The sequence below is a fragment of the Duganella caerulea genome, from assembly GCF_040362985.1.
Classification (GTDB): Bacteria; Pseudomonadota; Gammaproteobacteria; order Burkholderiales; family Burkholderiaceae_D; genus Rugamonas; species Rugamonas vulcania.
In genome coordinates this window covers 289,621-302,249 of sequence record NZ_BPWJ01000009.1, presented here as the reverse complement: position 1 = coordinate 302,249, position 12,629 = coordinate 289,621, and the positions used below count along the sequence as shown (strand labels likewise).

General features: G+C 58.8%; 13 protein-coding genes. 3 read left to right on the top strand and 10 right to left on the bottom strand.

Annotation, left to right across the window (positions count from 1 at the left end; all coding sequences use genetic code 11):
* Window positions 1–116: 116 nt before the first annotated feature.
* The 8 genes from ACUJB0_RS25535 to ACUJB0_RS25500 form a co-directional block, all read right to left on the bottom strand.
* On the bottom strand, window positions 117–461 hold the full coding sequence (locus ACUJB0_RS25535) for a hypothetical protein (RefSeq protein WP_444847680.1): 345 nt from the start codon (window positions 459–461) through the stop codon (window positions 117–119).
* A gap of 5 nt (window positions 462–466) precedes the next feature.
* On the bottom strand, window positions 467–631 hold the full coding sequence (locus tag ACUJB0_RS25530) for a hypothetical protein (RefSeq protein WP_444847679.1): 165 nt from the start codon (window positions 629–631) through the stop codon (window positions 467–469).
* Window positions 632–773: 142 nt separating this feature from the next.
* Window positions 774–1,355, bottom strand: coding sequence for a hypothetical protein (locus ACUJB0_RS25525; protein WP_444847678.1), 582 nt, complete (start codon window positions 1,353–1,355; stop codon window positions 774–776).
* Between the two features lie 319 nt (window positions 1,356–1,674).
* Complete coding sequence (locus tag ACUJB0_RS25520) at window positions 1,675–2,298, bottom strand: Imm26 family immunity protein (protein ID WP_444847677.1); 624 nt, start codon at window positions 2,296–2,298, stop codon at window positions 1,675–1,677.
* Between the two features lie 57 nt (window positions 2,299–2,355).
* Window positions 2,356–2,937 carry a hypothetical protein gene (locus ACUJB0_RS25515; RefSeq protein ID WP_444847676.1) on the bottom strand — a complete coding sequence of 194 codons (582 nt, stop codon included), beginning with the start codon at window positions 2,935–2,937 and terminating at the stop codon, window positions 2,356–2,358.
* A gap of 35 nt (window positions 2,938–2,972) precedes the next feature.
* Window positions 2,973–7,274 carry an RHS repeat-associated core domain-containing protein gene (locus ACUJB0_RS25510; RefSeq protein ID WP_444847675.1) on the bottom strand — a complete coding sequence of 1,434 codons (4,302 nt, stop codon included), beginning with the start codon at window positions 7,272–7,274 and terminating at the stop codon, window positions 2,973–2,975.
* 5 nt (window positions 7,275–7,279) lie between these two features.
* A complete protein-coding gene (locus ACUJB0_RS25505; protein WP_444847674.1) occupies window positions 7,280–7,711 on the bottom strand; it encodes a DcrB-related protein in 432 nt (143 codons plus the stop codon).
* Between the two features lie 8 nt (window positions 7,712–7,719).
* Entirely contained in the window at window positions 7,720–9,741 is a 2,022-nt protein-coding gene (locus tag ACUJB0_RS25500) for a type VI secretion system Vgr family protein (RefSeq protein ID WP_444847673.1), read from the bottom strand.
* Between the two features lie 168 nt (window positions 9,742–9,909).
* Between ACUJB0_RS25500 and ACUJB0_RS25495 the strand changes: the two genes are divergently transcribed.
* Entirely contained in the window at window positions 9,910–10,476 is a 567-nt protein-coding gene (locus tag ACUJB0_RS25495) for a carboxymuconolactone decarboxylase family protein (protein WP_117010004.1), read from the top strand.
* A 97-nt stretch (window positions 10,477–10,573) separates the two neighbouring features.
* On the opposite strand, the gene ACUJB0_RS25490 is transcribed toward ACUJB0_RS25495, so the two are convergent.
* Window positions 10,574–10,972, bottom strand: a complete 399-nt coding sequence (locus tag ACUJB0_RS25490) for a hypothetical protein (RefSeq protein ID WP_444847672.1) — start codon at window positions 10,970–10,972, stop codon at window positions 10,574–10,576.
* A 28-nt stretch (window positions 10,973–11,000) separates the two neighbouring features.
* Complete coding sequence (locus ACUJB0_RS25485; protein WP_444847671.1) at window positions 11,001–11,489, bottom strand: hypothetical protein; 489 nt, start codon at window positions 11,487–11,489, stop codon at window positions 11,001–11,003.
* A 163-nt stretch (window positions 11,490–11,652) separates the two neighbouring features.
* Here ACUJB0_RS25485 and ACUJB0_RS25480 point away from each other — a divergent pair, with 163 nt between their 5' ends.
* Both ACUJB0_RS25480 and map read left to right on the top strand, forming a co-directional pair.
* Entirely contained in the window at window positions 11,653–11,862 is a 210-nt protein-coding gene (locus ACUJB0_RS25480; protein ID WP_117010000.1) for a ParD-like family protein, read from the top strand.
* A complete protein-coding gene (gene map, locus ACUJB0_RS25475; protein WP_444847670.1) occupies window positions 11,859–12,626 on the top strand; it encodes a type I methionyl aminopeptidase in 768 nt (255 codons plus the stop codon). Before ACUJB0_RS25480 ends, map begins: the two co-directional genes overlap by 4 nt.
* The last annotated feature ends 3 nt before the right edge of the window (window positions 12,627–12,629 follow it).

Here is a 12,629-nt window from a genome sequence, read left to right as displayed (position 1 = left end):
ACAAGACCGGTCGCACCATAAGCCGCCGGCTTACCCGAAGAAGAAATCCATGAACCCCGCCTCGCCATTCATGCTGGACTGTCGCAAGCATCAGGCCTACCGGGATCATCCCTTTCTCAGCGTTTAAAGGTATCAAATTCACGGTAGTGGTTGACTTGTTCAATGAATTCCCCCACATCTTCGCCCTTTCGATGAACAGAATCCGCGATATGAGCAAGTACACTAACAAGCATCCATTCCCTCAGATTCTTGTCCTTCAAAACAAGTGGCAGTTCAAGACCATCATCATTCACAAAGACCTCATCATCATCCAGACTTTGCATGTAGTCCCAAGGCAAATAATAAAAATCTGCCTTCAGCGGATTGGACAACCAAATCCCAATATCCGTATGAATCCATGCTTCCTGTTCTAGGTTTTCTAAGCCAGCAATCAAATCTGAAATTGATTGGAAATATTCCATAACGTTTAGCCATCCTTAAACGTATCCACCTCACAGATCGGAATCACAACGAACTCTGCGCCCATGATCGTTGCCCTGTCTATTTGGGGCTTCGTGAAGATGCGCCCTGCTGCAGGGCATTCCTCGACAGCGTTTCTCAACGCCATAAATCCTTGATAGGTTGCTGCCATTGGGGTTCCTCATGTTAATGGTGACTCTGGATCTGTTCGCAACCGTTGATGCACAGACTCGTTCACTTTCGAAAAGTGGTAGTCATCAGCATTCCGCTTCGACATCGCATTGTCGCTTTCCGGTCAATCTGAAACCGCGCGTTTAACCGAAGAAGAACTCCATGAAACCCGCCTCACCATCAGGCCCAAGCACGCGTAGTGCAATCGCACTGACTGCATCGAGGAATTCGGGAATGGGGTTAAGTTCGTCGTCGAGCACGTCGTAGTTGAAGGTGATCGCTTCCACCGTCATAGCCTCGGACATGACCTGAAAAAAACTCGCGAGATCGTCGGCAATCTTCACGTTATATGAACCAATGTGGCCAGTCACTACGCCGCCGGCGGTACTACTATCGACTACAATCGCATCACCATTGCGGTACGCGATGACGATCCAGTGCTTGTTCCAGACAGGATTTTCTGTGACGGAGCCGTGTTTGTCGCGTATCCACCGCCATCCATGCTGACAAGCCTCAAGCTCATCAAGCGTGATTAGCATCAGCAAGAGCCGCCCCCCCACCACCGGGTCGGTCATGCCTAGTCTCCCAAAGTATTCCTGCAGGACTGGTCCAAGTGGAATCGGTTCAACGATTGGCTGGTACGCATGATATTCCAGTGCTCCCAAGTGTTTAGAGCCGGCTGCAAAAGCATCAGCGAAATTTTTCAAGGCAGTGTCAAGCGACATTTAATTTCTCCGGTCAGTCCCCGCGCATTACGCTCATAGTGCGTGGCCCGGTCGCCGCCAGTCCAGCTGACGCTTAGCCGTCCGTTTGTCCCAAGGCATCCACGCACCGGGCCAAGCTGCCGAGCACATCGTATTCGTATCCAGTTCGCTTTCCCGAACAGTCGACATGCGCAGTCAGCTGCACCCGCGCGCTCCCCTCCAGATGCCTGACACCGCCGCGCTCGTCGCGCAGCGTATGCAGCAGGGCTCGCGCATCGTGGAATCGCCCAAGGACATGGCCCAGAGAGGCGGGATCTCACAGGGCTATTGTTGGTAAGTCTTATACTTGAGCCGCAGGGCGCTTGCGAGGTTTGCGCGCCTTTTCCTCTTCTTCCCACGTTTTAAATTGCGCATCCATCGCATCAGCTAAGGCAATTACCTTTTCCTTTGCTTGGGGATCGTCCACGCGCTGTCCTTTTGGTACGCGGTGATAGTCATACCAATCATTAGGGCCAAAGATTCCGGCCAAGTGTGCATTGACCCTAAAAACGATGTGATGCATCCGCCAGCAGGTCGAGCCCTCAAATTCCCTTAGCTCAACCTTCAGCGCGCTCCGGCTCTTCCCGCCAATCCAAAGTTCTGTATCAAATGCGATGGCAATATTGTCGTAATCCGATTGGCTTCTATCGTAACCCGGATCGCTGAACAGAATCTTCCATCTGGGGATTTCGGCAAATCGCAGCGAACACATGATCGGACGGAATAGCCGCTGGCTTTTATCAACCTCATCAATCGACTGAGGCCGCTCTGTATAAAATCTTGCAAATACCTCGATCAAATGACCAACATTCGTAGGGATAAGCTCAATATAACGCCCGATCACAAAGCCAGGCTTGCCGTCTTCACTCATGGCCGGGATGTAAAACAAATCACCCGGTTTGGCATTTTTCGTTAGCGGTTTCATGCTCATTTGCCTTGGGGTTAGCAGCCAGCCTTGCCTATTGCATCCTAAGCAGTGGGCTTACCCGAAGAAGAATTCCATGAAACCCGCCTCACCATCAGGACCAAGTACGCGCAGTGCAATGGCACTGACCGCATCGAGAAATTCGGGAATTTGACTAAAGTCTTCGTCAAGCACCTCATAATTGAAGGTGTTTGCCTCAAGCGTCATAGCCTCCGCCATGACCTGGAAAAAACTGGCGAGATCATCGGCAATCTTCACACTATATGGCCCCATGTGACCAGTCACTACGCCACTGGCGGTACTGTCGTCTACAACGATCGCATCGCCATTCCGGTCGGCGATGACGATCCAGTGCTTGTTCCATTTGGGGCTTTCAGTGACTGGACCACCTTTGTTGCGCACCCAACGCCATCCATGCTGGCAAGTCTCAAGCTCATCTAGCGTGATTAGCATCAGCAAGAGCTCGCCACCCACCACCGGGGCGGTCATGCGTAGTCTCCCAAAGTATTCGTGCAGGACTGGTCCAAGCGGAATCGGTTCAACGATTGGCTGGAATGCACGATACTCGAGCATTCCGGAATTTTCGGAGCCGGCTGCAAAAGCATCGGCAAAATTCTTCAAGGCGGTGTCAAGCGACATCTAATTTCTCCAGTGAATATATTCTGTTCAAGGCGCTAGCTTCGACATCGCATTGTCGCCTTCCGGTCAATTAGGCGGCCACGCGAGGAGTTCTGCGTATCGCCACGATGGCCCTGATTCGAATGGAAATGCTCGTTATTAGCATTCGGTCTGTTGGTACTGTTCGGATGTCTATGATTTTCCAAGAAAACGATATTGCGCGGATCGCCTTCCCACTTGGTTCCCAAAGTGCCGTTTCCTTTGACCGAATTGATGTGGTGACCGGTATAACCCAGCTCAGACATAACCCTGGGCAAACTGCCAGCCTTCGTTGTCTTAATCGTCTCGAGCTCCGATGGACTCCAGTCGCGCGTTCCCATATTCGTTTCTCTAATGAGTGCCTGTTCCTGGGCCCAGGCCCGGTTAATAGCCGTTTTAGGGTTACCCGCCTGAGCGGTCAGTTCATCCCGCGGCTTGTAGCGAACCACGTCCGGCAGTCCCGCCAGGCCGAGTGGATCGCTCCACCCTACAGGGTTGGGCGCATACTGGTACAGATTCATTCCGCCCGCAAGTCCGATCGGATCAGGCGAAATAAAGCGGCCAATATCTGGATCGTAATAGCGGAAGGTATTGTAGTGCAGGCCACTCTCACGGTCTAGGTACTGTCCCTGGAAGCGCAGGTTCTGCGGCAGCGGTTGCTCATGCAGGGCCTGCGTGCCGTCCCGCTCGGCAGTCCAGTCTTCGACAACCGTGTTACCCCACACCTTGTATTGCGCGCGCCACGCAAGCTCTCCCGATGCGGCGGTCAGCTCCTCCGGCAAGCCCGAAACATCGCAATGGAAATAATAAGTTGACGCTTGCGGGCTTACGCTGCCGTCAACCTTGCCCCCAGCCGCGCTATCGATCCTGGCGACCGGTATGTAACTGTTCGCCTCATAAAGGTAAGCGGCCGCCTGCGCTCCGCGCTGCTCTTGCAGCAAGCTCATCCCATCCCACAGGAACAGGGTCGTGCCGAACTCGTCATGCTTGCGGATGCGCCGTCCCAGCGCGTCGTAATCGAAGCGGACCTGCTGCGTGACGCCCTGGCGATGCGTCTCGACCTGGCTGAGCCGGTGCTCGCCGTCGTAGCTGAAATGCTGCACGGTGTGTGCGCTGGCACGCTTGGATTCAAGCCGTCCATGCACGTCGTATTCAAAGCGCAGGTCCCGGAACACCATGACGCGGTTGTGCCGCACATAGCCGCCGGGCTGAACGGAATCAACCAGATTGGCCGCGGCATCCCACTGGAACATTTCGCGCTGCGTGTCCTGGCCCGCATAGCTGATCCTTCCCAGTGGATCGTACATGTAGGAAGTCCGCCCATTGAGCGAATGATCTTTCCGGACCATTTCGCCCGCCGCGTCATACGCCCATTCCTTGGCCAGCATGGTGCGCCCGTCCCGCAAGGACTGGGCGCGGGTACGCCTTCCCACGCTGTCGTAGTTAAAGACGGTGTTCAGCGCACCCTGGCTGCGCCCGACTTCGCGGTGCAAATCGTCGCGTTCCAGATCGCAAATGAGTTCGCCATCCAGGTTGATCTGGTGGACATGTCCCGAGCCGTAGTGCAGCGACTGGATGACTCGTCCATCAGGTAGCGCCGTGCTGATGCGGTTTCCGAGCTCGTCGTAACGATGCGCGAGCATTCCCATGTGGCCGGTTTCGCTGAGCAGTTCGCCGCGCTTGCTGTAGGCAAAGGCCAATTCATCGAACACCTTGCGCACACCTCGGTAATCGTTGAAGCTGGCGGCGTGCACGAGCTGGCCCAGCTGGTCATAGCGGAACGATGTACTGAATCCGCGCGCGTGGCGACAAGTGAGGCGCCCCATGAGGTCGCGCTCCATCCGCACAGTCAATTCATCGGCCTCGCCAGCGGCGCTCGTGACCGCCACCGCAAGGCCGCGCTGGTCGTAGGCAATGCGCTTCGTGACTCCGTCCAGTCCGACTTCGGCAATCACGCGGTCGTTCTTGTCGTAGGCGAAGCGGTACGATTCCTCATTCTCGTTGAGCAGCTCGACGAGCCGGAAAGCGGCGTCGTACTTGAACTCGACACTTCTGCCCAGAGCATTGCGACGGCGCGTGATCAGGCCCCGCGCATTGCGCTCATAGTGCGTGACCCGGTCGCCGCCAGTCCGGCTGACGCTTAGCCGTCCAGCGGCGTCGTATTCGAATTTCTCCTGTGTGCCGTCGGGATGAACGATGGAGACAATGCGTCCTTGCTCGTCCGCGCTGTAAGCAGTGGTTTGTCCCAAGGCATCCACGCGCCGGGCCAGATTGCCGCGCGCGTCGTATTCGTAGACGGTGCGCTTTCCCGAGCAGTCGACATGCGCGGTCAGCTGCGCCCGCGCACTCCACTCCAGATGTTTGACACCGCCGCGCGCGTCGCGCAGCGTATGCGGCAGGCCTCGCGCATCGTTGAACTGCTCCGTGACGTGGCCGAGCGGATCGGTGACAGCCGTCAGATTGCCCACCTTGTCGTAGTGATATTCGGTGCGGTTTCCGGCCGCATCGATTTCAACGATGGGCAGGTTCAAGCGATCGTGCCATTGCACCGATTCGATCTGCCCAAGCGCGCTGATGCTCTTGACCATGCGCCCGGCCTCATCGTATTCCCATTGCGTCCGCGCGCCCAGCGGATCGATCATCTGCGTCAGCCTGCGCCGCTCGTCCCAGTCGTAGCGCCAGATATTCCCCTCGGGGTCGGTGTAGGAAGTTGGCTGGCAGTCGCGGTTCCATCCCCAACGCTCGACACGGCCGATCTGGTCCGTGACGACGGTGACACCTTGGCGCAAGTCATACTCGAAATCATAGGCTTCGCCGTCGTCGGTCCAGTGACGGATCACGCGCGCATCGGGGCCGCTACCGCTCCACGCATAGTGGCAGCGCAGGCCACCAGCCCGGCGGTGTTCAGTCATCAAGCCTTGCTGGTAAGCGAACCAGCGCGTGACTTGTCGATCGAGGCCGGCGACCTCGGCCAACTGCCCCTGAGGATCGTAGCGATAGTACACAAGGGTTTCCGCCGGTTCGCCATCGATACCCCGAACCAGTTCGATGCGTTCGACCCGCAGCGGGTGGGCCGATGAATAATGTAGTGCGAGCGTACGGCCGCAGCTGTCGTTCAGCTGGCGCAGCTTGCCGGTGGCGTCATAACGCAATGCGTTCCAGTTGCCGTTGCGGTCCTCGATACGCTGCAGTTTAAGCGTGCCGCCAAACCCTGGATCGGGAACGCCAAAATCGAAATACAACCCGTCGATACTTTCGATCAGATATTGCCCCAGTTCCGTACAAATCAGGTAATACCCTTCGGCAGTGCTGTAATGGCTCTCGCCGGGCAGCACAGCGGGGAACGTCATGGTCCGGCCCTGGGCATCGGTGAAACCCACGGCCGTCAGCGCGCCGGCGCTATCCCGCACAACGTCCAACGCCACCTCGAACGGCACACTCCATCCACGGCCAAGCAGGCCGTCCTCGCGGCAGTCGTGGCTGCTGTAGAAACGCTCCCAGCTCAATGCGAGCGGCCCCGCCAGCGAAAAATCAGGCGGATCGTTCAGCACCTTCCCGCCCGTGATGACATTGACCGGATTGCCTATCGTGGTGCGGATCAGCCCGCCGACCATGCTGCCCGCAAACGAGGCGCCGAAATTAAGCAGCAGGCAAGGCAATGCAGATTTCAGCGCCGACAGATTCATCTTCCCACGGCCGCACAGCGTCAACGCGACACCGATGGCCACGCCGAGCGCCGTGATCCACCAAGGCCGCTCGTCGTGGATTTCACGCACGGTCAGCGTGCCACCGCCGACGAAAACATTTTCGGAGCCTTCTGCGATGGTGCCGCCGCAGGTCGTCATGTCGCCCTTGCGGGCCGCCGGCTGGTCGTTGATGAAGACGTTATCGGAACCCTGTGCCAGCATGGGCGCCGGTCCCGACGAATGCTTGCCGCATGCAATGGTATCGAGTTCGCCAGGCGCGGCGGCCCGCGCCGCAGGCTGCGAATTGAACTTGACGTTCGGCGATCCGCTGACGATCTTGCCCTCGATGGAAGGCGGAATGAATTTATCGACAGCCCGGTTGACCTGGTTGTCTATAAACCCATTTAGTCCGCTTGCCTCCATTGCCATGCTGACGCCAAAGCCGATCGCCAGCACCGCGCCCAGGCCCAGACCGCCAGTCGCGACGGTTGCCACAACCGCGGCGGCGACCAGCGCCGTCAGCGCAGCGCCCACCAGGGCCCCGATCAGCAGCGAGCCGCCCATCTTGGCGAGCAGGCCCATGGTCGAGGTATGGGCTATCGGATCGCCAAGACGGGCTGCTGCCGGACACATGGGAGTCAGTCCTGCTGGACGGGAGTGAAACTATCAAGCATTTGCTGCGCATAGGCGGCTTGCTCCGCCGTCAGCGGCGCCGCGCAGGTGATGGTGAACACCAGCACCGCCTTGTCCCGCAGCGCGACCATGGTCTGCAGCTGATGTACGCTAGCGTTGTTTTGCTTGAAGGTGACCGCTACCTGTAACGCGGGCAGCGCCGCCGGTCCCACCTGCAGGGCCACCGGTTCCTGGTGCTTCAATTGCTTGACCTGGGTACCAAGCGTGCGCAGCTGGCGGCGCAGCATGCCGTCGAGCAGCTCGCCCTCCTGCATGAGATCGCGCGTGACCACCAGCGTCAGCCCGCCGGGTCCATGGTTGAGCACGAGCATGTTGACGCTGCGGTCCTGGGCCTGTGCAGGCACCACGAAGACGCCTTCCTGAATTTGATAGTTCATTGTTTCTGTCATGTGGGGTTGCTTGGAAACTGGGCGTCGACATCGGCGATGATGGCCCCGCCACCTTTCGGGCTGGGCGTGACGGCCGCCGCGCCGCCGCTGGAGTTCAGGTCGATCGTCTTGCCGTTAACCTGGACCGGCCCGTCGGAGGTGATGTTGATGCTCTTGCCCGTGATGGCGACGTTGCCGCTTTTATCCATATAGAACTTGGCCTGCCCGCACGTGATCTCGAAGGACTCGCCGGCCTCCACCTTATAATGCTTGCCGACCAGGGTGTTCTTTTCGCCGCCGATCTGCTGCAAGGCGTCGACCTTGACCGTCTCCATCAGGCTGTTCTTGATGCGGCGGCTATGGTTGTTCCCGACGAAGGCATCCTCGTCCTGCGCCACGACTTTGCTGCGGTTGTTGCCCACCGTGAGTGTCTGGTCGTTGCCGACATTCGAATCAAAATCGCGCTCGGCCTTGAGCCAGACTTGCTCGGCCCCCTTCTTGTCCTCGAAGCGCAAGGCGTTCGCGTTCTGTGCGCCGCCCCCTGGGCTGGACCTGGACATCATGCCGCTTTGGGTCTTATTGGCAGGCAGCTCCCACGCCGGCATGGTATCGACGTTGGGGACCATGCCAATAATGATGGGGCGATCCGGATCGCCGCCAAAAAAGGACACGATCACCTCGGTCCCGACGCGCGGGATCGACGTCATGCCGAAGTTCGAGCCTGCCCATGGCGTTGCAACGCGAATCCAGGTGGAGCTGTTCTCGTCGCGGACACCCACCCGGTCCCAGTGAAACTGAACCCGCACGCGGCCAAATTCATCGGTATGGATCTCTTCGCCGGCCGGGCCGGTGATCGTGGCAGTCTGCAGTCCGTAGATCTTGGTCTCTTCGCAGTTGCGTGTGCGGCCAGGCCGCCAGGGAATGATCTTGCGCAAGCACGTCACCTGGTTCTGATACTCCGACGGCTGCTGCGCGTTCACCTGGTAATTGTTCGACGCGCGATGCCGCACTTCGACGACCAGAAACTCATCGCTGTCCCCACTGCCTCCGTTTGGCGCGCCATCGAAATGCCCTGTCAGGCGGAACCAGCGTCCCGGCGCCAGGCGGCGGTTATTGCCTGCGCCATAAAACAGTTTTCCCACCGCTTCCATTTCCTCCAGGCGCAAGCGGGCCAACGCTTCGCCGGTGGCATGGTCGGCAAAGCCGAGGGCGCCGGTGTATTCGTAGGATTCGATGACCGGCACATTGCCCTGCCGGTTCACCGTCGGCATCGCGCTGACAATAGGCTTGCCACTCTTGAAGTCATAACTGGCCACGGCCACGGCTCCTTGCACCAGGTGGCGCGTAGGTGACCACTCGCCGATCCCGTCCTCCTCCAGCGCGCCACCGTGGCGTTGAAACGGCACCTCTTCCCCGCCCTCTATCGGCGCGGCACTTGTCGTGTCGTCGGTCAGCACCATCTTGTGGCCGTCCGCACTATGTTCGAACCAATAAACCAGCCCCGCCGCGTTCCAGCGCCGCTGCAAATAATTGCTGTCGGTCTCGTCGAACTGGCAGGCATCGTTCATTCTTTTCTGAGCGCCGGCGACGCGCCAATCCCAGTCGCAAAGGCCGTCGTAATCCGCAAACACGCTCGCGGTTTGCTCGTACAACGTCGCTTGATGAAAGAGATAGTTATCCTTGCGCAGGCTCAGGAATCGGAACCAGGGTCCCAGCGTGGCTTCGTAGTAGGCGATGCCACCGTCGACCTTGGTCAACCCGAAGCTGAAGACGTGTCCGGTGAAGTAGCGGATAGTGCCGTCGCCAAGTACCAGATGCACCGAGAGCAGCTTGCCCTGCATGTCCTTGAGCTCGACATGGGCGGACTCCGAAAGGAGCTCGACCTTGTACTCAAAGGGGCGCGACAGCCCTTCTATCGCGTCAAGCTGATTGACAAGGAACTGGCCAGGCGCATCCTGGTTGGGAAATTGAAGACGCAGGAGACGATTGTGCTGGCCATCGGCGAATGCCGCCACTATGGATTTGACTTCATCGCGCATCGCTAGGCCTTCTACGGTGGAATAGTTGTCATTTCACAAACAACGTGATTTTACTATTATTGCTGAGGCCGCGCATTTTCAACCGTGCGCTGGGTGTGATGGCGTACAGAGTTCGCGGCGCCGCGCGCCTATGCTGAGGGTTGACAGTTCAACCACGAAGGAACCGCCATGCGCCTGCCCCTGATTGCCCCGAAAGACCTCACCTCCGAACAAAAAGCCCTGTACGACAATATGCGCAAGGGCATCAACAGTAACTTCAACGATTTCATTTCGGTGCGCGAAGACGGCGCGCTGATGGGACCATGGAACCCGTGGCTGCACGAGCCGGGCATCGGCAAGGCGATCTGGGACCTGACGCTGGCCATGACAGCCAACACCAAGCTGCCCGAAAACGTGCGGCAGATCGCCATCCTGACGGTCGGCGCCAGCTACAACGCGGCGTACGAGATCTACGCCCACATCGCGGTCGCCGAGCGCGAAGGCATGACCGCCGAGCGGCTGTCCACGCTGGTGGCCGATGTCAAGCCGGGGGATTTGAACAAGGAAGAAAGCATCGCCTACGACACGGCCTATGCGCTGAGCCGGGGCGGCACGCTGCCGGAACCCTTGTACCGGCTGGCCGTCGACACCTTCGGCCAGCACGGCGCCAGTGAGCTGATCTACCTGGTCGGCCTGTATGCGCTGGTATCGGTGACGCTGAACGGCTTTAACGTTCCGGTGCCGGAACGGGACTGAGTCTGGAGACGAGCTGTTCGGCCCGATGGCGGCGCCCGGTTGGCTCGTTGACCTACCGTCATTCGCGCCACGGGCTGATCATCTCGTTCACCCGGCATTACAATTTTTTGAATTCACCTTCTGCCGCGTCATAGACCTTGACCTTGCCCGCCGAGCTGACCTGATAGCGATCACGCACCGGCGATACGCCGGGGTCTCCACCGCATCTTTTGTCGTGAATTTCACGCGCCGCGAACTCCCACTGCTCCGCCTTCGACACTGCGGGGTCATCGGTTTCCGCCATAAATTCAAGACAATCCAGGTCGGCCACCTTGCGCCGTTTCAGCGCGGCCAACAGCAGATCCAGCGCCTGGTTCTCGGTGATCTCTTTAGATGCCGCTTGCTTGCTTGCCGCGGGCTTCGACGCCGGCACCTCCTGCGGTGGCTGGGGCGAACGTGAACACCCGAGCAGCAGTGCGGCAAAGATAAAAAGCGAAGCGCGCTTCGTGAATGACATATTTAATTCTCTTCGTTTCGTTGATGGGTTAATACTGCAGCTTCCGAACCTGATCGATGGTCCGCACAACTTCGTCCGAAACGGAGGCGCTGCGCCGGGTCATGGCCATTGGAACGCCGTCCGGGCCGGTGCATGTTAATTTCTCGCCTGTCCGCTCATAGCGGCATGAAAGACCAACATTATCGTCTTTCATTGCCGGCTGGTTCTTGGGTAACAAAACGCGAACCGATAAAGTCTCGCCTTCCAGGACCGCGCGCACTGGAAAACCGATGATCGCGCGCGCGCCAGGCTTTCCACCATCGAGGACATCGGCACGGCGGGCCGGCTCCGTGGAGCCGGCGGCCATCCCAAAACCGTCCGGGAGAAGGTAGATTTCAGTTTGCTCATCCACGCCGTCGTACAGCGAGGCTCCCGTGCCCCACGTGCCGACCAAATGAGCTGGCAACACATCAACCGCATTGGCCGATGGGGAAAACGCGCCACAGGACAATATCAGGCACAAGCAGATTCGACGCATCCCGACTCCTCATTCAGTTATATGTCCCGGCTGACGGCTTGTTCCGGAGGGCGTCAGGATAGCAGCTAGCCAGTGTACAAAATACACAAATTATCACTTAGTCATGGAAAATCATTGCCAGCTGATATATGATTCGTATACGTTTCATATACAGGATAAAAAAATGGGCATTGTGAACATCGACGATGAGCTGCACGACCAGATTCGCAAGGCGAGCGCCGTCGCTTGCCGGTCCATCAACGCGCAGGCGGCGTTCTGGATCAAGATGGGGATGTTGAGCGAACTGAACCCTACGCTGACCTTCAACGAGATCGTCGCGCGGGAATTGCGCGCGGCCGGGGTCGAGGCTCCGCCTCTTCGGAGCGCGGCATGACCAAGCGTCCCGAGGAAATCGCGCTGATGGCCGAAGCGGGCAAGCTGCTGGCCAGCGTGTTCGCCCATCTGGATCGATTGAGCCTGATCGGCATGTCCACCATGCAGGTCAACGATATGGTCGACAGCCTGATCGTCAACGAGCTGCAGGCGCGGCCGGCCAGCAAGGGGCAGTATGGCTACGCCTATGCGCTCAACGCTTCACGCAACAGCGTGGTGTGCCACGGCGTGCCGTCGCCGACCGAGTTTCTGCAGGACGGCGATATCGTCAACTTCGATATCACGCTGGAGAAGAACGGCTTCATCGCTGATTCCAGCAAGACCTATCTGGTCGGCGAGGTGTCGCCGCTGGCGAAGCGGCTGGTGCAGGTGACCTACGAGGCCATGTGGCGCGGCATCCGCGCTGTCCGCCCCGGCGCCAGGCTGGGCGATGTCGGCCATGCGATCGAGCGTCACGCCCGCCGCAACGGCTATTCGGTGGTCAGGGAATATTGCGGGCACGGCATAGGCCGCGAGATGCATGAGCCGCCGCAGGTGCTCCACTGGGGCAAGCCGAAGACCGGACTGGTGCTCCAGGAAGGCATGGTGTTCACCATCGAACCCATGCTCAACCAGGGCCGCCGCGCGGTCCGCACCGAGGACGATGGCTGGACCGTCGTCACCATGGACGGCAAATTGTCCGCGCAGTTCGAACATACCGTGGCGGTCACGCGCAGCGGCGTGCAGGTGCTGACGCTGCGCGCCGGCGAACGCGCCTTGAACTAGGCG

Bases quoted from the DNA above. Each gene is read 5' to 3' on its own strand.
- ACUJB0_RS25515 (WP_444847676.1), bottom strand. From the start codon at position 2,937: ATGTCGCTTGACACCGCCTTGAAGAATTTTGCCGATGCTTTTGCAGCC.
- ACUJB0_RS25510 (WP_444847675.1), bottom strand. From the start codon at position 7,274: ATGTGTCCGGCAGCAGCCCGTCTTGGCGATCCGATAGCCCATACCTCG.
- map (WP_444847670.1), top strand. From the start codon at position 11,859: ATGACCAAGCGTCCCGAGGAAATCGCGCTGATGGCCGAAGCGGGCAAG.
- ACUJB0_RS25490 (WP_444847672.1), bottom strand. From the start codon at position 10,972: ATGTCATTCACGAAGCGCGCTTCGCTTTTTATCTTTGCCGCACTGCTG.
- ACUJB0_RS25480 (WP_117010000.1), top strand. From the start codon at position 11,653: ATGGGCATTGTGAACATCGACGATGAGCTGCACGACCAGATTCGCAAG.
- ACUJB0_RS25495 (WP_117010004.1), top strand. From the start codon at position 9,910: ATGCGCCTGCCCCTGATTGCCCCGAAAGACCTCACCTCCGAACAAAAA.
- ACUJB0_RS25535 (WP_444847680.1), bottom strand. From the start codon at position 461: ATGGAATATTTCCAATCAATTTCAGATTTGATTGCTGGCTTAGAAAAC.
- ACUJB0_RS25525 (WP_444847678.1), bottom strand. From the start codon at position 1,355: ATGTCGCTTGACACTGCCTTGAAAAATTTCGCTGATGCTTTTGCAGCC.
- ACUJB0_RS25500 (WP_444847673.1), bottom strand. From the start codon at position 9,741: ATGCGCGATGAAGTCAAATCCATAGTGGCGGCATTCGCCGATGGCCAG.
- ACUJB0_RS25485 (WP_444847671.1), bottom strand. From the start codon at position 11,489: ATGCGTCGAATCTGCTTGTGCCTGATATTGTCCTGTGGCGCGTTTTCC.
- ACUJB0_RS25505 (WP_444847674.1), bottom strand. From the start codon at position 7,711: ATGAACTATCAAATTCAGGAAGGCGTCTTCGTGGTGCCTGCACAGGCC.
- ACUJB0_RS25520 (WP_444847677.1), bottom strand. From the start codon at position 2,298: ATGAAACCGCTAACGAAAAATGCCAAACCGGGTGATTTGTTTTACATC.
- ACUJB0_RS25530 (WP_444847679.1), bottom strand. From the start codon at position 631: ATGGCAGCAACCTATCAAGGATTTATGGCGTTGAGAAACGCTGTCGAG.